The sequence below is a fragment of the Polynucleobacter acidiphobus genome (genome assembly GCF_003065385.1).
Classification (GTDB): Bacteria; Pseudomonadota; Gammaproteobacteria; order Burkholderiales; family Burkholderiaceae; genus Polynucleobacter; species Polynucleobacter acidiphobus.
In genome coordinates this window covers 104,555-128,617 of the sequence record NZ_CP023277.1, presented here as the reverse complement: position 1 = coordinate 128,617, position 24,063 = coordinate 104,555, and the positions used below count along the sequence as shown (strand labels likewise).

Here is a 24,063-nt window from a genome sequence, read left to right as displayed (position 1 = left end):
TCATGATGGCTTTGGATTCCACACTTGCAGTTCAGTACACCGTATGGCCTGATGATCTACATGGTCATCGCTTTACTGTTTCGCTCGTGATTCACCATCCAAATCCGCAAGGGCAAGTTGTGCATATGCCCGCATGGATTCCGGGTAGTTATTTAATTCGAGACTTTAGTAAGCATATTGAGTCCATCGCCGCGTTTACTCTTCCCAGAAATCAGACCGAAGCAAAGAAAAAAATTACCTTGGAGCGTCTCGATAATGATCGCTGGCGTATTCCCAAAGGAACTGGGTCTTGCGAGATTGTCACTACGGTATATGCCTTTGATCAATCGGTACGTACGGCTTATTTGGATCAAGAACGTGGCTTCTTTAATCCCACCAGTCTCTGTCTTGCCATCGAAGGTCAGGCCCATTTACCCTCTTCACTGGCTATTGCCCCACCACACGATCAGGCTAAGCCATGGCAAGTACAAACCACATTACGTCAGGTCAAAACCGATGCCAGCGGTTTTGGCTTTTATATGGCCAAAGATTATGCGGATTTGATTGATCATCCGGTCGCACTCGGACAGTTCGAGACGATTGAGTGGCAATCCTTTGGCACCCCTCACCGCATGGTCATTCAAGGACTAACGAGTGAGCAATCGCAACTGCTCGATAAAAAACAGCTTGCTAATGATCTCCAACGAATCTGTGATGCCACGATTCGCTTATTTGAGCCACGCAAACCCAAAGCCCCATTTAAGCAATATCTATTTATCGTCAATGCAGCTCTCGATGGCTATGGTGGACTCGAGCATCGCGATAGCACAGCGCTCCTGTGTAAACGCGATCAACTACCCTACGGTGATCACAGTACTGAAAGACCAAAAAAATCGTATGAAGAGTTTTTAGGACTTTGTAGTCATGAGTATTTCCATGCCTGGCTCGTCAAACGAATTCAGGCGAAGGCCTTTCAACCCTATCGCTTAAATGAACGCAATCACACCCGACTGTTGTGGCTCTTTGAAGGATTTACCAGTTACTACGACGATCTCCAACTAGTACGTAGTGGGTGCATCACCATGGAGCGCTACTTGGAGCTAGTGGCCAACAATTGGAATGGGGTGCTGCGCAATCCTGGCAGAACCAAGCAAAGCGTAGCGGATAGCTCCTTTGATGCTTGGACCAAGTACTACCAGATGGATGAGAACACCCCCAATGCGGTGGTGAGTTACTACGCCAAGGGGTCGCTCATTGCTTTAGGTCTCGACCTACAAATTCGGCAATACTCAAACAATCGGCAATCGCTAGATGATGTCATGCGCTTTTTATGGAAAGAGCATGGCAAAACTGCAATCGGGATCAATCAATATGCGCTAGACCTAGCCATCAGTTCAACGATTGGGATTGGGTTTAGCAAAATCTGGCAGCGCTTTAAGCGCGATTACATTGATGGCACACAGGATCTTCCTTTGCAGATTTGGTTACCCCAGATTGCTAATGTCGAGGTCGCTCAAAAACAAGCGAACTTTACTGAATCCATCAAACTAGCGCTTGGGATGCGCTATACCGATAGTAGCGGCTGGATCAAGGTAACGCATGTGCTTGATGGTGGCATTGCCCAACAAGCAGGGCTAGCCCCAAACGATCTGATTGGCAGCATCAATCAGCAACGAATCACCAGCACGAGAATGGATCAGGTACTTGGGAGTCTTGTGAACAGCAAGAAAATCACCTTCCATTACTTCCGACAAGATAAAGAGCATCAAGCTAGCACTACCTTAAAGCTCGACTGTCCAGCTCAATATGAGCTCAAACAATCTAAGAAATAGTCTTGCTCCATTAGCATGGATCTAAGGCAGTTCATACCTGATGATTGGCAATTCCTACTCAATAACTATCTGCAATCAAGTGATTGGCAATCCCTATCTGAAACGTTTGCTAAAGAGTATCAACAACACGGCGATGCGATTCGACCGGATCGAGAGCGGATCTTCAATGCTTTGCATCTCACACCGGTCAATCAAGTAAAGGTTGTCATTTTGGGACAAGATCCCTATCACTCTCCAGGGCTGGCGCAAGGCTTAGCATTTTCAGTCCCCAAGGATATTCCACTGCAGTCCAAACAGTTTCCGAGCTCATTACGCAATATCAATAAAGCATTAGCCCTTGAACGGTTTGGATCCCTCAAGAGTGGCGATTTAACTCACTGGGCTAATCAAGGGGTATTGTTATTAAACACTGCCCTCTCCGTTCGACTAGGTGAAGCGAACTCGCATGCGCAATTGGGATGGAAATCTCTTGTGATTGAGATCATTCAAAAACTCTCTCAACAACCCAATCTTGTTTGGATGCTTTGGGGTGGCCATGCGCAATCCATGGAAGAATATATTCATAATCCCGATCAACACCTCATCCTGAAATCTTCCCACCCCTCAGGCCTTGGAGTCTACAAAACACAACAACCATTTATCTACCCAGGTGACCAAAAAAGTTGTGGGCACTTTACGAAGGCTAATGCGTATTTAACTTCTATAAATATGGAGACGATCGATTGGGTTTAGCTTTACCGCTCAGCCCAAATTCTCAAGCCAAAAGGGAATATCTTGTTTTTGGTGAAGTATTCGTATCACACCAATGTATTCTTCATGTTCTAAATAAAAAATAATATATGGCGCTTTTTTGAGTGCATACGACCTTAAGTTATCAAAACTAATTTCCTGACCAATTCTTAAGGAGCCTAATTTTGGATAACGGCCTATTCGTCTTAAAGATTTTTCAAGTTCATCAATTAATTTCAATGAGGCAGCCAGGCCATAATCGCAGACAGTGTCTTTGATAATCTTGTCAGCATCTCTATTCGCAAAATCTAGAAGTATTAATTTTTTTGAGATCAACTAGAAGCTAATTTCTTTGCTTTTTTTCTTAACCCATCAAAATATCCAGAATTAATCTCTTGAACCGGTTTCGATGAGGCCCCTGCAAGCAGCAATTCTCTTAAGACGTTTCTTTCTTGCTCCTTGCGAATAAGTTCTCTCAAGTACTCACTACTTGTTCCATACCCTCGACTACTAACCTGCTGATCAACAAATATTTTCATTGAGTTAGGTAGGGAAATATTCATTGTTGTCATTGTCTTCATTTTAAATTTTTGGCAAGTTTTGTCAATAAAAGTCTTAAATACCCTTTATTCTATATGAAATTTTTATCATTTTTTGAATAATAAATACATTAAACTGAACAAAAATCCCCCCACAATCGCACTACCCCACTCAAGCATTTGCCCAGCCGTGAATAGTCCCGCAGCCTGACCTCCGTAGCTTGCAAAAGCAGTCCCAAGAATCCCAAACGCCATACTCCAGAGGTAAGTAGCCTTGGTTCGCTTGGCTCGTTTAGCGCCCTTATTTCTAGGGGAAAACCCAGGAAAATAATGGGCAGCAGCCCAGCCCATCAGGCTTCCGAGTAGTAAATAAGCCAAAAACCCCATTCAAAACGCCCCTATTAGCCCCAAGAAACCTATAATTATCAATATGAAGCTGTTGACTTTGGGCATTAACCATCACACAGCGCCAGTTGCCGTTCGGGAAAAAGTGGCTTTTGATCCCGAGGGTCTGCTTGACGCATTATCCGACCTACGCTCCCATTTGGGTGGCGTTAATCGTGGCGGCATGCCTGAGGCAACCATTCTTTCGACCTGCAATCGCACCGAACTCTACTGCGCCGCTAATGATCCTGCCTCCGAGGGTGAGTTTCATGAGGCAACGTTTGATTGGTTAGCCAAAAGCCAAAATTTGGCCCCCAGCGTTTTACAACCTCATATCTACACACTACCCCAATCAGACGCAGTACGTCATGCGTTTCGAGTGGCTTGTGGCTTAGATTCGATGGTGATTGGTGAGACCCAAATCCTAGGCCAAATGAAGGATGCGGTTCGCACTGCTAATGAGGCTGGCGCACTAGGAACCTATCTCAATCAACTCTTTCAGAAAACCTTCTCGGTTGCTAAAGAGGTACGTGGTTCAACCGAAATTGGCGCACATTCCATTTCAATGGCTGCCGCATCGGTTCGCTTAGCCGAGCGCATCTTTGCATCGATTGGCGAACAGAAAATTCTGTTTATCGGTGCCGGTGAAATGATCACCCTCTGCGCCACCCACTTCGTCGCTCGCAAACCCCGCGGTGCAGCGATTGCAAATCGTACCGTAGAGCGTGGACAAGAACTGGCGGACTCGATCTCAGCCCAAAACATCGAAGCGGAGTCCTTTCGTCTCAATGACCTGCCAACACGCCTACATGAGTTTGACATTATTGTCTCGTCTACCGCTAGCCCGCTACCCATTATTGGCTTGGGGATGGTGGAAAGTGCCCTAAAGCTCAGGCGTCGCAAGCCCATGGTGATGATTGATCTGGCAGTGCCGCGTGACTTTGAACCCGAGATTGCTCGCTTAAACGATGTGTATCTCTACACGGTGGATGACCTAGGCACCATGGCCCAAGCCGGTGCCAATTTACGTCAAGCCGCAGTAAGCCAAGCCGAGATCATCATTGAAGAGCGTGTGAGTAATTTCATGCACTGGTTACAAGGTCGTAATGCCGTACCTTTAATCCAAGATCTCCAATTGCAAGGTGATCGCCTGCGACAAATTGAGCTAGAACGCGCACTGAAACGCTTAGTTCGCGGTGAGGACCCACAAGATGTACTCAATGCCATGGCCCAGGGTCTTACTAATAAGTTCTTACATGGCTCATTACATGCCTTGCAGCACGCCAGCGGTTCGGAGCGTGACGCTCTACTGAAATTACTTCCCAAGTTATTTGCCACCCACTCCAGCGATAAAAATAATCCGACCGATAGCCATTAGATGAAATCCAGCATGCGTACCAAGCTGGAGCATCTGGATGCCCGTTTGGCTGAACTCAATACCATTTTGATGCAAGAAGACTCCGCAAAGGATATGGATGTCTATCGCAAACTCACGCGTGAGCATGCTGATATTTCAACGGTGGTGGAACAGTTTGGGCTTTACAAAAAAGCTGAGGCGGATGCAAAAGCTGCCAGCGAAATGCGCCTTGACCCTGAAATGAAGGACTTTGCCGACGAAGAGGAAAAAGATGCACAAGCACGCATGGCCGAGCTTGAGAAAAGCTTGCAAACCCTTTTGCTGCCCAAGGATGAAGACGATGGGCGCAATATCTTCTTAGAGATCCGAGCGGGCACTGGTGGCGACGAAAGTGCCTTATTTGCAGCTGATTTACTGCGCATGTATTCCCGTTTTGCCGAGCGTCAGGGCTGGAAAACTGAGATAGTCAGTCAAGCCGAATCGGATCTTGGGGGCTATAAAGAGGTCATTGTTCGGTTAGCTGGCAATGACGTATACGCGAAGATGAAGTTTGAGTCTGGTGGCCATCGGGTACAGCGCGTCCCACAAACCGAGACTCAGGGACGGATTCATACGTCGGCCTGTACGGTTGCGGTAATGCCCGAGGTAGATGAAATTGAGAGCGTCAAAATTAATCCAGCCGAGATCCGCATCGACACCTTTCGGGCATCGGGCGCTGGTGGACAACATATCAATAAAACAGATTCCGCAGTACGGATCACTCATCTTCCTACCGGAATAGTGGTGGAGTGCCAAGACGATCGCAGCCAACATCGCAATAAAGATCAAGCCATGAAAGTCCTGGTCTCACGCATCATGGATGCCCAGCGACACGCTCAGCAGCAAGAACAAGCCCAAACCCGTAAATCCTTAGTGGGTAGCGGCGATCGCAGTGACCGTATCCGCACTTATAACTTCCCCCAAGGCCGAATTACCGATCATCGCATTAATCTCACCCTCTACAAAATTGATGCCATGATGGACGGCGATATTGGCGATTTATTAAATGCTCTGGCAGCAGAACATCAAGCTGAACTCTTAGCCGCCATGGGCGATGCGTAATCCGCATCATGGCCAACACGATTGCCGCTCTCCTTGAGGGCACAAGACTCAATAAAACCGATGCCAAGGTGCTACTGGCGCATTTGCTTAACAAACATCTAGGGTGGCCCCGCTCGGCTCTGATTTCTAGAGATCAAGAACCGCTCCCTGATGAACTTCTCATCGCCTGGAAATCCCTAGAAGCCCAGCGTATATCTGGGGTGCCCGTGGCTTACCTCACAGGAGTGAAAGCTTTTCATGGAATTGAACTCAAGGTCAACGAAACGGTATTAATCCCCCGCCCAGAGACCGAGCTCTTGGTGGATCTTGCACTAGAAGAAATACAGCGTATTCATTCGGACTATCCCAATCAAACGATTCAGATTCTGGATTTGGGGACGGGCTCTGGAGCGATTGCCCTAGCGGTTGCCCATGAATGCTCCATCAGTAAAGCGCCGATTAATTTAGGTATTCTAGGGGTTGATCAAGCGAGTGATGCGATTGAACTTGCTTGCGAGAATGCCAAAGCTTTGGGACTTAATCATTTAGTCGAGTTTTTACTAAGCAATTGGTATGACGCAATACCTGATCGATACCAAACCGCATTTGATGTGATCGTCAGCAATCCTCCCTACATTCAAAAGGACGACCCCCATTTGCAAGAGGGCGATCTACGCTTTGAGCCCAAAGCAGCCCTCACCGATGATGGCGATGGCCTGTCGTGCATTCGGGAGATTGTTAATCACGCCCATCATTACTTAAAACCTGGTGGCCTGATTGCCATCGAGCATAGCTATGATCAGGCAGCTGAAGTTGCTACGCTCCTAGAAAACCATAGCTTTCATGACATTGGCGCCATTGCTGATCTAGCCGGGCATTTACGAGTCACGCGGGCCAGAAAATAAGACCCTACTTTTTAATCGGTCATAAAATAGTGATCAAGTAAGAATCAAAGCAAAACCCAGTTCGTTTATGAAAGGATTTCATCACCATGAGTGATACCCAAGCCAAGATCAAAGAAATTGTGACCAGCCATCCCGTGGTCCTGTTTATGAAGGGTACCGCACAGTTCCCACAATGCGGCTTCTCGGGTAATGCCGTAAATATCTTACGTGCCTGTGGCCTAGAGACCTTACATACCGTCAATGTCTTTGATGATGAAGCCATTCGCCAAGGTATTAAAGAGTATGCAAACTGGCCAACTATCCCGCAGCTTTATGTCAATGGCGAGTTCATTGGTGGCTCAGACATCATGACCGAGATGTACCAAAGCGGCGAACTCAAAAAACTCCTCGGTCTTTGATCGCAAGCCCCCTCCTCAAAAGCTCACTCGGTGGGCTTGGTCTGCAGTAGACTAAGCCCATGACAGACCTTCCTGCCCTGATTACCATTGTTGCCCTTGGCATTGCCATCGGGCTTGGAATGTATGTTGCCGTTCTTCGATCCAATCAGAATCAACAACAAGGCGCTATTGCTGAGTTAACCACCCAGTTAGAGCAAATTAGGGTTGAGCGTGATCAAGCGCTGCAACGCGCCATTCGCCTAGAGGCTGAGTTGGATTCAGAGCGTAAGCAAGTTCAACATCGGATTGATTCATTAAACGAGGCCAAGGAGGCGCTCACCAACCAGTTTAAGAATCTCGCCAATGAGATTTTGGAAGATAAAACCAAGAAGTTCGCAGAGCAAAATGCCCAGCAGCTCGATACTTTGCTAAAGCCCTTGCAAACCAAGCTCACTGAGTTCAAGGAACAAGTGAGCAACTCCTACGAAAAAGAATCCAGGGAACGCTTTGCACTTAAGCACGAGATTGAACGTCTAGCCAATCTCAATCTCAAGATGTCGGATGAAGCACGATCGCTTACCAATGCGCTAAAGGGCGACTCCAAAATCCAAGGAAACTGGGGGGAACTGGTTCTAGAATCCATCCTGGAGTCCTCGGGCTTACGTAAGGGCGAGGAGTATCTGGTTCAAGATAGCCATACTCAGGCGGATGGTAGTCGCTTACAACCCGATGTCATTATTAAGTTACCTGAAGGTCGCCACCTCGTAATCGATAGCAAAGTATCCATCACAGCCTATGCCAGACATACTGAGGCAGCCAGTACCGATGAAGCCGATAAAGAACTTCTCGCCCACATTCAATCGATTCGGCAACACATTCAAGGTCTATCTGGTAAAAACTATGCCGGGATTGCGGATATCGCCAGTGTGGATTTTGTATTGATGTTTATTCCCATTGAGCCAGCCTTCTTAAGTGCCCTCAAGTCTGCCCCCAATCTTTATCAAGAGGCACTCAGTAAAAACATTGTCTTGGTATGCCCCAGCACCCTAATGGCCACTTTACGGACTGTCGCCCACTTGTGGAGGCAGGATCAACAGAATAAAAATGCCATGGAGATCGCTCGTCAATGCGCCAACCTCTATGACAAGTTCGTGGGCTTTGTAGAAGATCTTGAACAAATCGGCAAGCGCCTAGACCAAGCGCAATCGAGCTATCACGATGCCTTCAATAAACTCAAGACGGGTAAAGGCAATCTAATTAAAGCTGCTGAGAAAGTCAAAGAATTGGGTGTGAAACCCAATAAAGTGATTGCAAGTAATTTACTCACACAAGACGATGAGTCTGCATAAATAAAAACCCGCTCCTCGGAGCGGGTCTTCATGAACAACGAATTGCTAATTAAGCAGCTTTACGAGCCTTTGCAGGAGCAGCGGCTTTTTTCACTTGGGCCAATTGGCCTTGGAATGCTTCAAATGCTTGATCAGCCGATTTCTCAACGGTTGACAATGCATCTTTGCTAGCTTCACGGAACTGCTCAATACCTTGCATCACTGAGTTCATCGAGGTTTTGAATGCAGATACAAACACATCCGAACCAGCAGGTGCATTTGCAGCCAAGGTGTTTACCCAGTCTTGCATACCAGCTTGAGCTTGCTCAATGCTAGCTTCCACGACATCAGCAAACTCTTTACCGCTCTCACGCAATACTTTAGTTACTTTGCGCTGATGAGCAATAGCTTGGTTACCAACGTCTTGCAAAGTATCGGCTTGCAAAAGTTCGGTCACTTGCTTGGGATCTTTTGCACTTAATACTTGCTGAATGTTCTCTTGAGCATTTGACAACGCAGCTTTAGAAGCGTCGTAGTTCAGTTCAACGAGTTTCTGAGCATTCTCAAGAGCAGCTTCGCTCAATGAAAATACGGTCTCGAGGTTTTTACTCTGGATTTGCGACAATTTTGCTGCGACTTGATCTTGATTCATGGTGTACTCTCCAATTAGTTAATTTGTTCAATATTGCACTGCACCATGAAACTATACCCAATTATTTGCTGCTATGCAATAAATATGTGTGCAATGCAACAAAATACTCAGGTATTGAATAAAATACTCAATTAAATCAAATATTTATAATAAATCTCCTGTGCCAAATCCCCCACAAACCAAGCATTCTTACCCCAAAATCGCTACTGCTGCCTGTTTTGGCACCTTTCTAGAGTGGTACGACTTCCTCACCTTTGCGACCTTGGCGGTTGCCTTTGCCCCACTCTTTTTTCCAAGCTCTGACCCCATCACGGGTCTTTTAGCCAGTCTTGCAACCTTCGGGGCGGGGATGGTGGTTAGACCCCTAGGAGCAGCATTCTTTGGCTCTCTCGGTGATCGCATTGGGCGTCGGCCGGTCTTTCTGATCACAATCACATTAATGGGTGGCGCCACCTTTGCCGTGGGATTTTTACCCACCTATGAGCAAATTGGAATTTGGGCACCCATCTGTCTAGTAACTCTGCGACTTCTTCAAGGCCTATCTGCAGGCGGAGAAATTGGCGGCAGTGCCGTCTACTTAACTGAGCATGCGGGCAGCACCAACCGGGGGCTGAAAACAAGTGTCTTACAGCTGATGGGGCCACTTGGTATGCTGGCCTCGATCCTACAATTGGTGTTACTCAATCACTATTTGGATCCAGAGAGTTTCAAAGAATGGGGCTGGCGTGTGCCCTTCTGGTTCTCCATTGTTCTTCTTCTGGTTGCCCTAAAGGTTCGGATGACCCTTGAAGAAACGCCGATTTTTAAAGCGATGCTAGCTAAAGGCGAACTTGCTAAATCGCCACTGCGCGATAACTTTAAAGATAAAGAAACACGTAAACAAATGTTTCTATTGTTTTTCTGTATCTCAGCGGGCGGATCTGTCCTCTTTTTCTGTGTGCAGGTCTATACCGGTATCTTCATGAAATCCGCCTTGCAAATGAGTTCGCAAATTGTGGATACCCTCACTATCACCGCAACGCTCGTTCTCTTTCCGATGGTGATTATTGCGGGAGCGCTCTCCGACAAAATTGGTCGACGTCCAGTCGTGATTAGCGGCTTATTACTTGGAACAATCCTGATTCAGCCTGCCTATCAATTTCTGCAAAGCCTATCAATGCAAAGTGCCCCTGATTATTTTCTAATGAGCGCAACCTTAATTGCACTGGCAATACCGCTTTCATTAGTTGTGGGGCCTCAAACAGCTCTTCTAGCGGAGCTGTTTCCAGCGAGAACACGCAATAGCGCAGCAACTTTGCCACACAACCTAGCAGCCGGCTGGATCGGGGGATTGCTCCCGTTGATTGTGACCTGGCTCAATAAAGAGTTTGCGAGTCAACTTGCAGGGCTTTGGTATCCAACTCTTTTCCTAGCGATTGCAGCAACTTTGGCAATACTGTATCTGCCAGAGACAAGGAAAGTGGATCTGAATCAATGAAGATAGGATCAAGAGGGTGATTGGTGCCCCATGTCCGACTCGAACAGACCACCTACTGATTACAAATCAGTTGCTCTACCAGATGAGCTAATGGGGCATTGACCTTCTAAAACTGGATTTTAACTTACTTCACAATCTTCAAAGCTGGGCGTTCGCTCTTGGTCTTGGTGGCTTCTTGGTTGCCCGACTTTTTTTGAGCAATTTGCTTACATAGTGCTTACACAGATTAGGACTAAAAGTTCTGAGAAATTAGGTCTTTCTTTGCTCAAAATCACCAAATTGAGCGCTCCGTCAAATGGACAAAAAATCTACTGGGACCACAAGGTTTCAAATCTCGGCGTACGAGTAACAAAAAACGGGGTAAAAGCCTTTGTAATTCAATCAAGATTATTTGGAAAAACACTACGCTTAACTATTGGTTCAGCCAATAGATGGACTTTGCAAGAGGCCAGAAAAGAAGCTCGACGAATGCTCGTATTAATAGACCGAGGGATTGACCCTCGTAATAACGGACAGTTACCACGAGAGCCCAGGCTAGAAAATTCAAATGCCAATATTCGCTTATTGGATATTTGGACTGACTATATTGATATTAAGAAAAGTGGTTGGAGTCCGCGCTACTATCAAGAGCATCTGGACCTCTCTCGTAATGGCGGTGAAATTATCTCCAAAGGTCGTAAACCGAATATGCCAGCATTCAAAGAGGCTGGTTTTTTGAGACCACTACTAAATTTAAATCTAGATCAACTTAATTCCGAAGTAATACATGACTGGGCTAAAGAACATGCATCAAAACGTCCAACGAAAACTCGACTAGCTTTATCTATGTTCAAGGCATTCGTCAATTGGATAAATGCAAATTCAAAGTATGAAATCGATATTGTTGAAAAAATAAATTACAAATCAATTTTTGGAAAAAGACCGCAAAAGATAAAAATTGATTGCCTACAAGTTGAACAGCTTGAATCTTGGTTTACTGCCGTCATGGGTATCAATAACAAAGTAATAAGTGCCTATCTTCAAGTATTACTCATCACGGGTGCTCGCAGAGGAGAACTGGCTGGATTGCAATGGGACGAAATTGATACTCGTTGGAAGACAATCTTTATAAAAGACAAAATTAAAGGGTTGCGGGTTATTCCACTTACTCCATATGTGGAGTCTCTGATTCTCGATTTACCAAAATTCAATGAATTTGTCTTCAGTAGCCAACAATCATCTTCTGGTTTCATTAAAGAGCCAAGAATTGCTCACAACTTAGCAATTCAAAAATTAAATCTTCCTCATCTGACTATTCATGGTCTCAGACGGTCATTTGGGACCCTTGCTGAATGGACTGATTGCCCAGTTGGTATTAGCGCCCAAATTATGGGGCATGCTCCAAGCGCATTAGCCGAAAAGCATTATCGACAAAGGTCTATTGATTTACTCCGTAAATGGCACGTCGAAATTGAATCATTCATTCTAAGAAAGGCAAATTTAGGCCATCTAATTCAATAAATTGGGCTGAGTGCAAGTGTCGTGTTTAACACGACACAGGTGTTTTTCTCATTTTAAAAATCATCCTCATTTGTAGTTTATGGAGATTTAAACAATGAAAAAATCACTATTAGCACTCGCCGCAATGGGCGCGTTTGCTGGTGCTGCTCAAGCCCAGTCCAGCGTGACCGTATACGGTATCATCGATATGGGTATGGCAGGTGGTAACAGCCGCACTGCAAACGGAACAGATGTTACTAAGCAAACTGCCTTAGGCGTTCAGCAGTCTGCACAATCAACCAGTCGTTTGGGATTCCGCGGTACGGAAGACTTGGGCGGTGGCATGAGAGCTTTCTTCACATTCGAAACCACACTTCGTCCCAATAACACAACAGCGACAGCTGCAGAAGGTGATCAATTGTCCTCCTTCAATAACCGTCAGGCATTTGTTGGTATTGCCCAAAAAGGCATTGGTCAAGTGGCGCTTGGTACACAACAAACGATTATTCATAACGTTGTAGGTCGCACCACAGCTGGTCAGCAAAACAACTTGGTTGGCGATGTGATTTACTCCATCGGCGGCGGCACCGGTGGCGGCCTGGCTGCATTAGCTGGCTCTTATGGAATGGTTAACGGTCAAAGCTATGCGGTTCGTGTAAACAATGCAATTACATTTGCATCCGACACCTTTGCTGGCTTTCAAGGTAACGCTATGCTAGTACTGAGTAACAATAACTCTACTCAAACTGGTGCTAATGCTGGTGGAGAAAGTAACACTTCTGGCTATGGCCTAGGTGTAAATTACACTTGGAAAAAATTGTTTTTAACAGCCAACTACCAATCATTTACAAACGCTCTAAATACGGTTACCCCAGGTACTTCACCAACTACAGCGCCAAGTACATTTACTCAATTCAGCCCAGGTCAAGCTGCAACACGTGGTACTAACGTTAACGACAACACTGTGTATGTTGCAGGTTCGTATGACTTTGGTATCTTGCAAGCATTTGTTGGCTACATCAACCGTAAGGTTAATGCTGAAAACAACAACTTGTATTTCAACCGTTACACGGCACAACAAATTGGTGTTCGTAGCAACCTAACGCCTACGGTTAATGTGTTTGCATCAGTTGGTAATGGCTCGTGGGAGCAAACTGGTTATGATTTGCCATCTGCCAAAATCAATGGCTATCAGTTGGGCTCAAACTATATGTTGAGTAAGCGTACAAACCTGTATGCAATTTTCGGTAATGCATCACAGTCCAACGCTTTAAATAGTACCATTAACCCAGCAACAGCAAGAAATACTAGCTACAACATCAATAACTATGCTGTTGGTGTACGTCACACTTTCTAATTTGACACTAGCGCAAGCTAGTTAACGATTAGTTGCAGTAAATCAACCCGCTGTGGCAACACAGTGGGTTTTTTCTTTGTCACGTTTGAAGTAATTTCTGCCGTTGTTGATTCAACTTAACCTGCTGTTGATTGAGCCGCGCCGTCTTTGCTGCACGCCGTGCAGCATCTAGTTGAGTCTTTAGTTGGTCCACACGCTGTTGTTGGGGTGTGCGGGGTTTGGTCACTTCTGAAATTTGCATATAGTTACTTATGGTGTCGTGTTGGTCACGACACCCAGACTTCATTTACGAAATCCGCTGCGCAAACTGGCACTGGCAGTTTCTATTTGAGCATCTAGCTCGCCTGCTTCTACGGCAGCTTTGATAGCAGTTAAGGCTTTGACCAGCTCTTCACCCGTGGCCACTTCCACGCTGGGTTTGCCTTTGGCTAGCTCAATGGTCCAGCTGCCGTATTTGACCGCTACACAGACTTTGCCACCCTCACTTTGAAACCACCAAGGCTTGATGCGCTTGGGCACTTCTACTTGCTTGCGCAATCCCGTCTCGCTGTCTTTGATTGAGCGGTATTTCATGACCACGAAGGGTTTGCCATCTAGCTGACTTTGCGCCAGATTGATTTGCTCCCATAGCTTTGTGGCCAGCTTGTTTCTACGAATCACAATGGCAGGCATGTTGCGTGGTTTTTTTACGGCGACTAACTTCAAGTTACTTAATGTGCTCATCTTCTTTCTCCTATTGGGTTAATGGGCACATGTAGTTTGTGGGGAGATTGCGCTTAGGACGACCTCTTTTTGCCATTTGAGTCAATTTCGCCGAAATCGCCAAATAACACCGTATTTTTCATTAGTTTTCCTTTGCCAGTCATAAATAACTGCGAGTGGCGAAGTGAGTTGCGATTGAGTAGCTAATGAGTCGTTGATAAAGAAGTTACGAAGGAGTAGCTAGTTAAGGCAAATGAGTAACTCTGACTGCGAAACACGCAACTAGAAACCCGAAACCTCTTTTGGCATCTGCAACTTCACGCAACTACAGCCACTCCAATCATTGAGGAAAGGTAAATCATGGAAAAAGAAATAGCAGTGCGGCTTTATCAAAACGCCAAATACGGCACCACCTATGGCAAAGGGGTGCGTCACCAAGCCCTATTTAATGCGGCTGCCGATATTCGTGAGCCAAAGGTCAAATACCTATTGGACTTTTATAGCTTTGAGCATTGGGAATTTTTAGCCAAAAGCCATCAACTAGAAATTGTTCATCAAGTTCGTGAATTGGTTGATGAAGACTCGCTAGTCAGCTGGGTTTTACGCTATGACCCAGCGACCAAAACCAAGACCCCTGTGTATGGGTTTAGTGCCTTGCAGCTTGGTACCAATCATTTGATTTTGTGCGTTGTAGACAGCGAATTTGGCATAGAAGAGAGCTGGCGATTAACTGCCAAGCCTTGCAGGGCTGTTAGTGGAAAAAATATTGCTGAATTGCTGGCCACTAATAGTGAGCTTGCTACTTGGTGAAAAAAACCACTGTCGTGTCTGACACGACAGTGGTAGGTGATACTAAAGTGCTTTTACTTAAGCGTATTCAAAAAGACGGTCAATAGTAGCTTGTCGCTCCTCAATGTCTTTTTGCAGTTGCAAGGCCAAGGCTTCACGCTCTTCCTTCGTGAGCTTTTTCTTAGGCACTTTGAGAGCCTTAATCAATTCTTTGGCTTGTGCGCTATCTGCACGTGCTTTGCGTTTTGCTTCTGCTTCAGCATTAGCAATTGACTTTTTGATGGCACTCTCAGCCTGACGCACTTTGGCTTGAGTCAATGAATAATGCGCTGCCAAAGCCGCATTAACTGCTCCATCGTGACGAATAACGGCTTTCACTTCCAATTGACCATTAGTGAGACACGTTGCTACCAGCACAACTTGCTTGTCTACCCAATCCTCTTCTGCTTTAAAGACAGCAGAGTCAAACTGAATAGTCCCAAGTGAAGCACTACCAACCGAAGCTTTGCCAAGCTCTGCTCGCTTAGTCACGGACAAGGGCTTTGTGCCACCTAGACGAATTTGCTCTACACCCCCGTTTTGCTCCAAAAACTCCATCAAGTCTGCAGGGGCTACGTCTTGACGCAAGGCCTCACGTAAAGCAATGGAATACGCTGATACGCGACGACGGTCTACTCCAAATACACACTTGATGACACGGGTCATGTCATGAGTGCTAGGTGTAAATGTATAGCCACGTTCAGCAATGAAAGATTCCATCGCGTCCAACTTCTCTTTGCGTACAACTTCGTCAGCGTCTCGCTTCATGACCAAGTAATACTGATAAGAGTCCTGCAAGATGGAATACAGGCGTTTGTTGGATGCTGCTAACTCGTATGTCTCCCAACTGACACGAGCAGTTTCTAGTGACTTGAGGACTTCTACAGATGCTGTGGATACTGCTACTGTCGTGTTTGGCACGACCACAGCGGCAGGCACATTAAGTGCAGCCAAGTTAATAGAAGGGTTAAGGGTGTTTACTACTACGTTTGCGTTTGCGTTTGCCATTTTTTTACCTTTCGTAAATGACGGTTTATCAAAATGCGGTTGCGGTGAGTTGTTTCGCTTCCACACCCCTTACTATCCTGATTAACTGCTTAATGTAGAATCTATACATATACTGTTAATCAATGAAAAACAAACACTTATGAAGACTTATCGCCCCATACAAAAGGGCATTGGCCAGCTACGGTTTCGCAGCATTGAGGAAGAGCTGGCAAAAGCCAGGGTCAGCGTGCGACGGTGGTGGTGGGAGTATTTGCGTCTAAGTAAGACGTACTGGCTGATATGCCAAACCTCTACCAGCCGTAACAATCCCCGTGTCATGGATGAAAAAATGCGCTGGATTTACCGCAAATTTGGGGATGTCTTTAGTTCAGATTTTGATACGTGGTACACCAATACGGGCAGCCGAATCTTTGCGGAACAAGAAGCGTTGCCAGAAGTCACTGAAATAGAGGAGGACTTTAGTAACCTAAGAGAGTCGCGCGACGGGCTCCTACTAGTAGATATTCCGCTGTCGTTAAGTCAAGCAACCATTAATCGCCAAATAAATCGCATTCTCAAAAAGCATATGGACGAGCGCCCCACCAATAAATTGCAGACTAGTAAATCCCAATTCCCCATCAATCCTGTTCGCTATCGCTTGCATACCTTACAAAAAATGCATGAAGTCTGGTGTTTACATAGGGAGCTAATTGCCAAACCTGTGGCATTGGGTCAGGCTAAAGATAGGTATTCCACCAAAGGCGATTTATTTCGTATTGGTAAAGTACTGCGCCTTAGTCCAAGTAATGAATTAATTGCAGAAGACGTTAAATTAAATCATCGCCGTACCAATATCATGCGTGCCACAGTGAGCCGCTATCTCAGTCGTGCTAATTTACTCATTGATAACGTGGAACTGGGCCAATTTCCAGTCTTTAAAAAAGTGTCTCCCAAAAAAGTGTTTACGACTAAACAAATGGAGTCCCACCGTGAGCTAGAAAATCAATGGTGGGACTTGGATTTATCCTCAAGCTTGAGTGGCACCAAAGTCATAGATGCCAAACGCGTGGTGTACAGCTGGTATGGCTAATAAGAGCTAAACGCTCGCTAGATAAGTTCCACTGCGTTCCGTTTAGTCTCGTCGTTGACATCAATATAACGTTGGGTAACGGCAATGCTTTTGTGGCCTGCAAGGCTCGCTAGTACCCGCACTCCAATGCCTTTATTCGCAAGCGTTGTAATAAAGCTTCGTCGCCCGCTGTGACTAGAAGCATTTGCGATACCCGCTCGCTTATAAAGCCAATAAAAGTGCTGGGTTAAGACATTGGGTGTCCAACCCAAGCGACAGGATGTATGAAAAAGCGGTATCTCTTTGCTGGTCGCATGACGGGTAGCCAAATAAACCGCTAGCTCTTCACGCAGTTTCTTTGGTAAAAAGATGGTGCGACCTTCATTGCCTTTGGTTTGACGAGCGCTTAGGCGAATTTCGCTACGAATCGTGCCATCGTCATTTAATACATCGCCCATTTTGAGTTGGGCAATTTCTTTGACCCGCAGTCCTGCCCAAAAGCCCATTAAGAGCATGGCGCGATTGCGCTCTGCGTACTTGCGATTGCTGATATAGCGTAATACTTGGTCTAATTCAGACTGGGTGAGGGTTTTTGCTTGTGCCATTATTTGTCCTTTGCTAAATAAAAATACGCTTACAGTATGTTTTCTTTTTCGCAAAAGGACGACCTCAATTAACCCAATAAAGACCTTCCAAGAATCAATGACTTATAAAACCCCAAATAAAAACGCACTTTTCTTTGGTGATTTGGAGCTCTTACAGCACTATTTAGCAGGCCTTGTGGCAGATAGACGACAAAAAAACGGAGTATTGCTTTAAATCCGCGCGCAGCACGCTTTAAATACAATTTTGGTACTCACGCATAGGAAAGTCCAAAAAATGCACTGTAGACGGTTTTTGAGGGGTGCTACTGTCGTTTTTAACACGACAGTTATTTTTTGAATACCTCAGAATGCGTGCCAATCCTTACCAAATAAAGCTCCCCGTCAATGATGCGGTAGATAAGAACGCAGTCGTTCGTAATATGACAGTCCCAAAAGTTTTTGTATGGCCCGCTTAGCGGATGATTGCTATATTTGGCTGGCAATGGTTTACCTGCAATGAGCAAACTCAATACCACCAAGTATTCGGAATGGTTAAATTTCGGACTTTGAACAATGCGCTTAAAGTCCTTCGCATACTGCGAACTAGTAATTGGGATAAGCATTAAGAGACGGCCTTTAGCTACGGGCTAGGGCCTTATTCATCTCAGCTACGGACTTATAACGTTTAAGTTTGGCACGCTTTTTGGGGTTTTCTATTTCTTCCATTGCAGCTATGGTCTTGGCATTAGGTATCCGCAAATCAAATGGAATAGTGCCCTCTGTTGCCACTCGTTTTAAGAATAGGCGAATAGCGTCAGAGACATTGAGCCCCATAGCTTCAATGACCTCTGTCGCTTCTGCTTTAACTTTAGCGTCAATACGGCAACGAACATCTGTGGTGAGCATCGCTTTTTCCTTTAATCGTGTGTCGCAATTGTAGCTACAAATTGGAACAATGTCAAACCGACCATTTATAATGGTGCTACTGTCGTGTTAAACACGACAGCAACCTCAAGCGCGACGGGTTCGCTTACTTTGTAGCAAATTAACATTCATTTCCGCTTTTAGATTTGAAGAGTAGAACTTTTCAATCATCTCTACGGAAGTTCGGGCATTTCTGGCCAAAGTCAATAAATCAATCCCATGTCCATAAATTAGCCTAAATGTGATTGCAGTATGACGTAATGAATATAAAGTTCTTTTTTGACCATCACTGCTAATTTCTAAATGAGCAGCTTTAACGATACGGCTAAACAAATAGGAAATGATTTGAATTGCTTTTGAGCGATTTTCTACATTTGGAAAGAATACGAAATCATTTGGATTTCCATGGCCAATTTTTAGTTGTTCACCTCTTATTGTTTTATAAAGCCTAACTGCAGCCCTTAATGAAACTACTTGCCCCGAATGTCTTTTAGTCTCAGGCAAGTTAATTCTTAAATAGCACTGCTTTCCTTCAACTATTTGGATATGTTTATGTTGTAACAGTTTGATATCTACTGGTCGCAAAAAAGTATTAGTCATAAATCGAATTAGCCTAATCATTTCCTGCGGAATGGGGCCATTTTGAACATAAACATTATTAGCAGTATTGCGATGAGTAATTTGATTATTTGCAAGATTAAGATGACTGAGTGCCTTGGCTGTTCGTAGCACCAACAGATATTGGTCAACGGATAGGCTCGCTCTAGGAATACTTTTACCCCTGACTTTTGGAAATACGGGCAAATTTTCCATCCAGCCTTCTAGGACCCCCAAGGTCAGAATTCGCTTAAGGAGGCCCAGATACTGTCTGATTGTGATGGGTTTAATCGACTGTTTATCTAAATGCTCAATAAAGCCCAAGATATCCTTGCTGCTTATTTGTCCTAGATTCATATCCCCAAAATAGGGCCCCAGATTGGCGTTTAATCTGCTATGAAGCATTCGCAGGGTTTGCGAAGTGATTTCACCCAATCGGTATTTTTGCTCCTCTTTTGCCAAAATTATTGGTATGAGGTCTATAAATTGATATTGGGTGGCAGGACTGATTTGAGAAAAATTAAAAATAGATTGTGAGTCGTCCCTAATCCATGAATCATTTGCTGCTATTTGGTTAAATCGAATATGGCTTGTCATTAAACAATGCTCCTAGTTAAAGAGCTATTGTGTATAACAAATCAAAGCGTCAGAGGACAAGATAATTTTTGGATAAAGACTTGACTAGGCATTAATTCGAAAATAAATTATGCAAATAGCAAGCTATTTTGCTTACACAGTGCTTACATCGATTGATTACAAATGCGGAGGCTAGTAAATATGTCCGACTCGAACAGACCACCTACTGATTACAAATCAGTTGCTCTACCAGATGAGCTAATGGGGCATTGACCTTCTAAAACTGGATTTTAACTTACTTCACAATCTTCAAAGCTGGGCGTTCGCTCTTGGTCTTGGTGGCTTCTTGGTTACCAAGGCCCTTATCTACCGGGCCTTTGGTTTCTGGATCAAAGGGGAATGACATGCCCTGCCCATTCTCTCGAGCGTAGATTGCTAATACATGTGTAACTGGTACCAACACCTTCTTTGGCACACCACCAAACCTTGCCTGAAAACTGATCCAATCGTTCTCAATATGCAATTGATGGCAAGCCTCTGAAGAGATATTTAGAACAATCTCGTTGTTCTTCACGAACTCCATGGGCACTTCGACTCGTTCATCAACAAAAACGGCCAAGAACGGTGTAAAACCAAAATCCGTACACCATTGATGCAGTGCACGGATGAGATAGGGTTTGGTACTTGGGGTTTCGCTAGCCATATTGCTATTTTAAGCCAGCGACAGGGATGCTTCGATTAACGACGCATGACCTTTTCCGAAGGGGTCAAGGCCTCAATGTAAGCAGGACGACTGAAAATGCGCTCGGCATATTTCAGGAGTGGAGCAGCGTTTCTGGAAAGGTCAATGCCATAGTGCTCTAGGCGCCACAGCAGAGGAGCAATTGCCACATCCAACATCGAGAACTCATCGCCCAACATATACTTGTTCTTTACAAATACGGGTGCCAATTGAGTCAACCGATCCCGAATTGCTATACGGGCCTTCTCATGCAACTTCTCAGCACTCTTGCCCTTTTCGTTTTCAAGCGCACTCACATGCACAAAGAGCTCTTTCTCAAAATTAAACAGAAATAAGCGGGCACGGGCACGAGCTACTGGATCGGGCGGCATTAACTGTGGATGAGGAAAACGCTCATCAATGTACTCATTAATGATGTTGGACTCATACAGAATCAGATCACGTTCGACCAAAATAGGAACTTGGCCATAGGGATTCATGACCGAGATATCTTCTGGTTTATTGAAGAGATCGACATCACGAATCTCAAAATCCATACCCTTCTCAAAGAGAACTAGGCGGCAGCGTTGTGAGAATGGGCAATTCGTACCCGAGTACAACACCATCATAAGCAAATATCCTTCAAATCAAATAATCAAAGTACGCTAAGTTAATCCTTAGCGAATGTCTTTCCAGTACGCCTTGTTCAGACGCCATGCAAGCAAGGTAAAGATTGCAAGGAATAGAAGGACGACGACACCGATCCGCTTACGTTGTAACTGAGTAGGCTCAGCCATCCAAGACATAAATGAAACGAGGTCCGCAATATTATCATCATATTCTTGGGGCTTCATTAATCCTGGAGTAGTTTGCTCAAACCCCTTGAAGACTTTAGTAGTCTTACCAGGATTCTTGGGATCTTTTACATCCTCAAACTTAGCAATACGCTCGCCTTGGAGCTCCCACAGCACATGGGGCATGCCGACATTGGGATAGACCATGTTATTCCAGCCCGTTGGGCTCTCCTCATCCTTGTAATAAGTACGGAAGTAGGTATAGAGCCAATCGGTACCGCGGGCACGAGCTTCAACCGATAGATCAGGTGGTACCTTACCAAACCATGCCTTGGCATCCTTAGGGGTCATCGAGATAGTCATCAGATCACCTACCTTTTGATCGCCCAAGATCAAGTTGTCTTTAATCTGCTGATCACTCAGACCAATATCACGCAAACGGTTGTAACGTAAGTTCACTGCAGAATGGCAACCCAAGCAGTAGTTCACAAAAATCTTAGCACCATTTTGCAAAGAGGCATTGTTATTTACACGGTTAGGAGCGCTATCAAGAGGAAAGTCGCTGCCAGCTGCAAATGCGGTGCTCACTATGAAGCTACCTAAGCCCACTACAACAAACTTCTTAAGCGCACCGATCATATAAAGAAAATGGTTCATCTGGATTCCTAATATCTTCTATTGTTCTTATGGATTAGTGCGCCTCAAAGGTCACGCGATCGGGCACGGGCTTAAATTTACCCATCTTGCTCCACCAAGGCATGGCAAAGAAGAATGCCAGATAGTAGATCGTGCAAATCTGCGAGATCTTCTCAAAAAGTGGTGAAGGCGGCTTGATGCCGAGATAACCCAAGATCACAAAACTCACAATGAAAATGCCGTAAATGTATTTATGAAAATCTGGGCGATAACGAATCGAGCGCACTGGGGATTTATCAAGCCAAGGCAAGAAGAACAGGATCACGACCGTACCGCCCATGATGACCACGCCCCAGAACTTCGCATCAAACACATAAAAACCAAGCGCAAGAGCAGCCAAAATGCCAACGCAAAAGGCTTTCACCCGGATGTCTTTGTTGTTCTTAATGACCATCCCCAAAATCACTGCACACAGAATCCACAGAGGAATTAGGAATGGTGTGGTGGTGGCACGCAGCATTGAATAGAACGGCGTGAAATACCAGACCGGGGCAATGTGCGAAGGCGTTTGCAAAGGATCAGCCGGAATGAAATTGTTCGCCTCTAAGAAGTAACCACCCATCTCAGGTGCAAAGAACACAATGGCGGCGAAGATCATGAGGAACACACCGAGACCCATAATGTCATGCACTGAGTAGTAAGGATGAAATGGAATACCGTCCACTGGCTTACCAGAGGCATCTAAGTTGTTCTTAATATCAATGCCGTCAGGGTTGTTAGAGCCCACTTCATGTAGCGCAATGATATGAGCTGCAACTAAGCCAACTAGAACTAATGGCAAAGCGATCACGTGCAAAGAGAAGAAGCGATTCAAAGTTGCGTCGCCCACCACATAATCACCGCGTAGCCACAAAGCCAAGTCTGGACCAATTAAGGGAATAGCAGCAAAGAGATTAATAATCACCTGAGCGCCCCAGTAGGACATTTGGCCCCAGGGTAAGAGATATCCCAAGAAAGCCTCAGCCATGAGCAATAAGAAAATGGTGCAACCAAAGATCCAAATGAGTTCACGCGGTTTTTGATAAGAACCATAGATCAAGCCACGGAACATATGCAGGTAGACCACTACGAAGAACATCGAAGCGCCAGTCGAGTGCATGTAACGAATCAGCCAACCCCAGGGAACCTCGCGCATGATGTACTCAACCGAATCAAATGCTTTCATGGCATCGGGTTTGTAGTTCATGACGAGGAAAATACCGGTCACAATCTGAATCACCAACACCACAATGGCTAAGGAGCCAAAGAAGTACCAGAAGTTAAAGTTCTTTGGAGCATAGTACTCGCTCATATGCTCTTTAAAGAGCTTAGTCAATGGGAAGCGCGAATCCACCCATGCCAAGCCTTTTTGAGCAACAGAGGCGTTTTCTGGGACTTTAATTTCTTGGAATGCCATAGTTAGTTTCCTAAATCAGTAACTAATAATTAAATAAACAAATTACGACTTCTTGTCCTCACCAATCAAAATCTTGGTGTCGCTCAAATACATGTGGGGAGGCACTTCTAAGTTGTCCGGAGCCGGCTTGTTCTTATAGACGCGGCCAGCCAAATCAAAGGTAGAGCCATGGCAAGGGCACAAGAAACCGCCTGGCCAATCGTTTGGCAAGGATGGTTGTGGGCCTGCTTGTAACTTTGCAGTTGGTGAGCAACCTAAATGTGAACAAATACCAACTGCCACAAAATACTCAGGCTTAATCGAGCGGTGGTCATTGCGAGCATAAGTAGGTGTTAAAGCTGCGGGATCACGCAAGGATTTGGGATCGGCCAGCTCGCCATCTAATTTAGGAAGTTCAGCCACTTGCTCTGGGGTGCGGCGCAAGACCCAAACTGGCTTTCCGCGCCACTCAACCGTCCGAATCTCATCGGGCTTCATGCCGGAGATATCGACCTCAACCGGGGCACCAGCAGCCTTAGCACGCTCGGATGGTTGGAAACTATCTAGAAATGGGTATGCAACAGCAGCGGCTCCGCAACCACCAACAGCAGTCGTAGCAATCAGCCAAGTACGGCGGTCTTTATCCATTTTTGGGGTATCACTCATGTACGATCTATCCTTGTGCCTAAGTCAAATAAGGGGTTCTAAAGGGTGAATTGCATAAACCTCTAATTT

Annotated in this window: 28 protein-coding genes and 2 tRNA genes; 12 read left to right on the top strand and 18 right to left on the bottom strand. The window is 45.3% G+C overall.

All coding sequences use genetic code 11. The features are described 5' to 3' along the window. The first annotated feature begins 2 nt into the window (after positions 1-2). Both AOC32_RS00755 and AOC32_RS00750 read left to right on the top strand, forming a co-directional pair. Complete coding sequence (locus AOC32_RS00755) at positions 3-1,811, top strand: M61 family metallopeptidase (protein ID WP_108507674.1); 1,809 nt, start codon at positions 3-5, stop codon at positions 1,809-1,811. A gap of 15 nt (positions 1,812-1,826) precedes the next feature. Next, entirely contained in the window at positions 1,827-2,543 is a 717-nt protein-coding gene (locus tag AOC32_RS00750) for a uracil-DNA glycosylase (protein WP_108507673.1), read from the top strand. A gap of 9 nt (positions 2,544-2,552) precedes the next feature. On the opposite strand, the gene AOC32_RS00745 is transcribed toward AOC32_RS00750, so the two are convergent. The 3 genes from AOC32_RS00745 to AOC32_RS00735 form a co-directional block, all read right to left on the bottom strand. Next, positions 2,553-2,876, bottom strand: a complete 324-nt coding sequence (locus tag AOC32_RS00745; RefSeq protein WP_108507672.1) for a type II toxin-antitoxin system RelE/ParE family toxin — start codon at positions 2,874-2,876, stop codon at positions 2,553-2,555. After that, positions 2,873-3,112, bottom strand: a complete 240-nt coding sequence (locus tag AOC32_RS00740) for a ribbon-helix-helix domain-containing protein (RefSeq protein WP_108507671.1) — start codon at positions 3,110-3,112, stop codon at positions 2,873-2,875. Before AOC32_RS00740 ends, AOC32_RS00745 begins: the two co-directional genes overlap by 4 nt. 75 nt (positions 3,113-3,187) lie before the next feature. Further along, positions 3,188-3,466: a hypothetical protein gene (locus AOC32_RS00735; RefSeq protein WP_108507670.1), complete on the bottom strand. Its 279-nt coding sequence runs from the start codon at positions 3,464-3,466 to the stop codon at positions 3,188-3,190. 43 nt (positions 3,467-3,509) lie between these two features. Here AOC32_RS00735 and hemA point away from each other — a divergent pair, with 43 nt between their 5' ends. From hemA to rmuC, 5 genes are all read left to right on the top strand, one after another. After that, the gene (gene hemA / locus AOC32_RS00730) at positions 3,510-4,841 is read left to right on the top strand and encodes a glutamyl-tRNA reductase (RefSeq protein ID WP_108507669.1); all 1,332 of its coding nucleotides are present in this window, start codon (positions 3,510-3,512) and stop codon (positions 4,839-4,841) included. Beyond that, on the top strand, positions 4,842-5,921 hold the full coding sequence (gene prfA, locus AOC32_RS00725) for a peptide chain release factor 1 (RefSeq protein WP_108507668.1): 1,080 nt from the start codon (positions 4,842-4,844) through the stop codon (positions 5,919-5,921). Positions 5,922-5,929: 8 nt separating this feature from the next. After that, positions 5,930-6,805, top strand: a complete 876-nt coding sequence (gene prmC, locus AOC32_RS00720) for a peptide chain release factor N(5)-glutamine methyltransferase (RefSeq protein WP_108507667.1) — start codon at positions 5,930-5,932, stop codon at positions 6,803-6,805. 86 nt (positions 6,806-6,891) lie between these two features. Beyond that, positions 6,892-7,203: a Grx4 family monothiol glutaredoxin gene (gene grxD, locus AOC32_RS00715; RefSeq protein ID WP_108507666.1), complete on the top strand. Its 312-nt coding sequence runs from the start codon at positions 6,892-6,894 to the stop codon at positions 7,201-7,203. 59 nt (positions 7,204-7,262) lie between these two features. Next, a complete protein-coding gene (gene rmuC / locus AOC32_RS00710; RefSeq protein ID WP_108507665.1) occupies positions 7,263-8,531 on the top strand; it encodes a DNA recombination protein RmuC in 1,269 nt (422 codons plus the stop codon). Between the two features lie 49 nt (positions 8,532-8,580). On the opposite strand, the gene AOC32_RS00705 is transcribed toward rmuC, so the two are convergent. Continuing rightward, the gene (locus AOC32_RS00705) at positions 8,581-9,162 is read right to left on the bottom strand and encodes a phasin family protein (protein ID WP_108507664.1); all 582 of its coding nucleotides are present in this window, start codon (positions 9,160-9,162) and stop codon (positions 8,581-8,583) included. A gap of 160 nt (positions 9,163-9,322) precedes the next feature. Between AOC32_RS00705 and AOC32_RS00700 the strand changes: the two genes are divergently transcribed. Further along, complete coding sequence (locus AOC32_RS00700) at positions 9,323-10,639, top strand: MFS transporter (protein WP_108507663.1); 1,317 nt, start codon at positions 9,323-9,325, stop codon at positions 10,637-10,639. Between the two features lie 21 nt (positions 10,640-10,660). Here AOC32_RS00700 and AOC32_RS00695 read toward each other — a convergent pair. Continuing rightward, positions 10,661-10,736, bottom strand: a tRNA-Thr gene (locus tag AOC32_RS00695). A 182-nt stretch (positions 10,737-10,918) separates the two neighbouring features. On the opposite strand from AOC32_RS00695, the gene AOC32_RS00690 reads away from it, so the two are divergent. Next, entirely contained in the window at positions 10,919-12,139 is a 1,221-nt protein-coding gene (locus AOC32_RS00690; protein ID WP_159074871.1) for a tyrosine-type recombinase/integrase, read from the top strand. Between the two features lie 94 nt (positions 12,140-12,233). Next, positions 12,234-13,475 (top strand): porin, encoded by a 1,242-nt coding sequence (locus tag AOC32_RS00685; protein ID WP_108507661.1) that lies wholly within the window; start codon positions 12,234-12,236, stop codon positions 13,473-13,475. Positions 13,476-13,554: 79 nt separating this feature from the next. Here AOC32_RS00685 and AOC32_RS00680 read toward each other — a convergent pair whose 3' ends face one another. Both AOC32_RS00680 and AOC32_RS00675 read right to left on the bottom strand, forming a co-directional pair. After that, entirely contained in the window at positions 13,555-13,716 is a 162-nt protein-coding gene (locus AOC32_RS00680) for a hypothetical protein (protein ID WP_159074870.1), read from the bottom strand. A gap of 41 nt (positions 13,717-13,757) precedes the next feature. Further along, a complete protein-coding gene (locus AOC32_RS00675) occupies positions 13,758-14,198 on the bottom strand; it encodes a DUF6641 family protein (protein WP_108507659.1) in 441 nt (146 codons plus the stop codon). 339 nt (positions 14,199-14,537) lie between these two features. On the opposite strand from AOC32_RS00675, the gene AOC32_RS00670 reads away from it, so the two are divergent. Further along, positions 14,538-14,987: a hypothetical protein gene (locus AOC32_RS00670; protein WP_108507658.1), complete on the top strand. Its 450-nt coding sequence runs from the start codon at positions 14,538-14,540 to the stop codon at positions 14,985-14,987. A 57-nt stretch (positions 14,988-15,044) separates the two neighbouring features. On the opposite strand, the gene AOC32_RS00665 is transcribed toward AOC32_RS00670, so the two are convergent. Next, the gene (locus AOC32_RS00665; RefSeq protein ID WP_108507657.1) at positions 15,045-16,013 is read right to left on the bottom strand and encodes a hypothetical protein; all 969 of its coding nucleotides are present in this window, start codon (positions 16,011-16,013) and stop codon (positions 15,045-15,047) included. A 139-nt stretch (positions 16,014-16,152) separates the two neighbouring features. On the opposite strand from AOC32_RS00665, the gene AOC32_RS00660 reads away from it, so the two are divergent. Continuing rightward, complete coding sequence (locus AOC32_RS00660; RefSeq protein WP_108507656.1) at positions 16,153-17,082, top strand: hypothetical protein; 930 nt, start codon at positions 16,153-16,155, stop codon at positions 17,080-17,082. A gap of 17 nt (positions 17,083-17,099) precedes the next feature. On the opposite strand, the gene AOC32_RS00655 is transcribed toward AOC32_RS00660, so the two are convergent. From AOC32_RS00655 to petA, 10 genes are all read right to left on the bottom strand, one after another. After that, the gene (locus AOC32_RS00655; RefSeq protein WP_108507655.1) at positions 17,100-17,666 is read right to left on the bottom strand and encodes a tyrosine-type recombinase/integrase; all 567 of its coding nucleotides are present in this window, start codon (positions 17,664-17,666) and stop codon (positions 17,100-17,102) included. Between the two features lie 326 nt (positions 17,667-17,992). Then, positions 17,993-18,268, bottom strand: a complete 276-nt coding sequence (locus AOC32_RS09915) for a type II toxin-antitoxin system RelE/ParE family toxin (protein WP_108507654.1) — start codon at positions 18,266-18,268, stop codon at positions 17,993-17,995. Between the two features lie 13 nt (positions 18,269-18,281). After that, on the bottom strand, positions 18,282-18,551 hold the full coding sequence (locus AOC32_RS00645; protein ID WP_108507653.1) for a type II toxin-antitoxin system RelB/DinJ family antitoxin: 270 nt from the start codon (positions 18,549-18,551) through the stop codon (positions 18,282-18,284). Positions 18,552-18,656: 105 nt separating this feature from the next. Then, positions 18,657-19,763 carry a tyrosine-type recombinase/integrase gene (locus AOC32_RS00640; protein WP_108507652.1) on the bottom strand — a complete coding sequence of 369 codons (1,107 nt, stop codon included), beginning with the start codon at positions 19,761-19,763 and terminating at the stop codon, positions 18,657-18,659. A gap of 176 nt (positions 19,764-19,939) precedes the next feature. Beyond that, positions 19,940-20,005, bottom strand: a tRNA-Thr gene (locus AOC32_RS09715). 32 nt (positions 20,006-20,037) lie between these two features. Then, entirely contained in the window at positions 20,038-20,445 is a 408-nt protein-coding gene (locus tag AOC32_RS00635) for a ClpXP protease specificity-enhancing factor (protein WP_108507651.1), read from the bottom strand. Between the two features lie 35 nt (positions 20,446-20,480). Further along, positions 20,481-21,092, bottom strand: a complete 612-nt coding sequence (locus AOC32_RS00630) for a glutathione S-transferase N-terminal domain-containing protein (protein ID WP_108507650.1) — start codon at positions 21,090-21,092, stop codon at positions 20,481-20,483. A 48-nt stretch (positions 21,093-21,140) separates the two neighbouring features. Beyond that, on the bottom strand, positions 21,141-21,896 hold the full coding sequence (locus AOC32_RS00625; RefSeq protein ID WP_199908532.1) for a cytochrome c1: 756 nt from the start codon (positions 21,894-21,896) through the stop codon (positions 21,141-21,143). 52 nt (positions 21,897-21,948) lie between these two features. Further along, a complete protein-coding gene (locus AOC32_RS00620; protein ID WP_108507648.1) occupies positions 21,949-23,349 on the bottom strand; it encodes a cytochrome b in 1,401 nt (466 codons plus the stop codon). Between the two features lie 42 nt (positions 23,350-23,391). Then, the gene (gene petA, locus AOC32_RS00615; RefSeq protein ID WP_108507647.1) at positions 23,392-23,994 is read right to left on the bottom strand and encodes a ubiquinol-cytochrome c reductase iron-sulfur subunit; all 603 of its coding nucleotides are present in this window, start codon (positions 23,992-23,994) and stop codon (positions 23,392-23,394) included. Positions 23,995-24,063: the final 69 nt, after the last annotated feature.

Excerpts from the sequence above, each read along its gene's own strand:
- AOC32_RS00670 (WP_108507658.1), top strand. The coding sequence starts at position 14,538 with ATGGAAAAAGAAATAGCAGTGCGGCTTTATCAAAACGCCAAATACGGC.
- petA (WP_108507647.1), bottom strand. The coding sequence starts at position 23,994 with ATGAGTGATACCCCAAAAATGGATAAAGACCGCCGTACTTGGCTGATT.
- AOC32_RS00665 (WP_108507657.1), bottom strand. The coding sequence starts at position 16,013 with ATGGCAAACGCAAACGCAAACGTAGTAGTAAACACCCTTAACCCTTCT.
- AOC32_RS00680 (WP_159074870.1), bottom strand. The coding sequence starts at position 13,716 with ATGCAAATTTCAGAAGTGACCAAACCCCGCACACCCCAACAACAGCGT.
- AOC32_RS00685 (WP_108507661.1), top strand. The coding sequence starts at position 12,234 with ATGAAAAAATCACTATTAGCACTCGCCGCAATGGGCGCGTTTGCTGGT.
- AOC32_RS00755 (WP_108507674.1), top strand. The coding sequence starts at position 3 with ATGATGGCTTTGGATTCCACACTTGCAGTTCAGTACACCGTATGGCCT.
- AOC32_RS00705 (WP_108507664.1), bottom strand. The coding sequence starts at position 9,162 with ATGAATCAAGATCAAGTCGCAGCAAAATTGTCGCAAATCCAGAGTAAA.
- AOC32_RS00635 (WP_108507651.1), bottom strand. The coding sequence starts at position 20,445 with ATGGCTAGCGAAACCCCAAGTACCAAACCCTATCTCATCCGTGCACTG.
- grxD (WP_108507666.1), top strand. The coding sequence starts at position 6,892 with ATGAGTGATACCCAAGCCAAGATCAAAGAAATTGTGACCAGCCATCCC.
- AOC32_RS00660 (WP_108507656.1), top strand. The coding sequence starts at position 16,153 with ATGAAGACTTATCGCCCCATACAAAAGGGCATTGGCCAGCTACGGTTT.
- rmuC (WP_108507665.1), top strand. The coding sequence starts at position 7,263 with ATGACAGACCTTCCTGCCCTGATTACCATTGTTGCCCTTGGCATTGCC.
- AOC32_RS00750 (WP_108507673.1), top strand. The coding sequence starts at position 1,827 with ATGGATCTAAGGCAGTTCATACCTGATGATTGGCAATTCCTACTCAAT.
- AOC32_RS00675 (WP_108507659.1), bottom strand. The coding sequence starts at position 14,198 with ATGAGCACATTAAGTAACTTGAAGTTAGTCGCCGTAAAAAAACCACGC.
- AOC32_RS00625 (WP_199908532.1), bottom strand. The coding sequence starts at position 21,896 with ATGATCGGTGCGCTTAAGAAGTTTGTTGTAGTGGGCTTAGGTAGCTTC.
- AOC32_RS00645 (WP_108507653.1), bottom strand. The coding sequence starts at position 18,551 with ATGCTCACCACAGATGTTCGTTGCCGTATTGACGCTAAAGTTAAAGCA.
- AOC32_RS00740 (WP_108507671.1), bottom strand. The coding sequence starts at position 3,112 with ATGACAACAATGAATATTTCCCTACCTAACTCAATGAAAATATTTGTT.
- AOC32_RS00620 (WP_108507648.1), bottom strand. The coding sequence starts at position 23,349 with ATGGCATTCCAAGAAATTAAAGTCCCAGAAAACGCCTCTGTTGCTCAA.
- AOC32_RS00630 (WP_108507650.1), bottom strand. The coding sequence starts at position 21,092 with ATGATGGTGTTGTACTCGGGTACGAATTGCCCATTCTCACAACGCTGC.
- prfA (WP_108507668.1), top strand. The coding sequence starts at position 4,842 with ATGAAATCCAGCATGCGTACCAAGCTGGAGCATCTGGATGCCCGTTTG.
- AOC32_RS00640 (WP_108507652.1), bottom strand. The coding sequence starts at position 19,763 with ATGACAAGCCATATTCGATTTAACCAAATAGCAGCAAATGATTCATGG.
- AOC32_RS00655 (WP_108507655.1), bottom strand. The coding sequence starts at position 17,666 with ATGGCACAAGCAAAAACCCTCACCCAGTCTGAATTAGACCAAGTATTA.
- prmC (WP_108507667.1), top strand. The coding sequence starts at position 5,930 with ATGGCCAACACGATTGCCGCTCTCCTTGAGGGCACAAGACTCAATAAA.
- AOC32_RS09915 (WP_108507654.1), bottom strand. The coding sequence starts at position 18,268 with ATGCTTATCCCAATTACTAGTTCGCAGTATGCGAAGGACTTTAAGCGC.
- AOC32_RS00735 (WP_108507670.1), bottom strand. The coding sequence starts at position 3,466 with ATGGGGTTTTTGGCTTATTTACTACTCGGAAGCCTGATGGGCTGGGCT.
- hemA (WP_108507669.1), top strand. The coding sequence starts at position 3,510 with ATGAAGCTGTTGACTTTGGGCATTAACCATCACACAGCGCCAGTTGCC.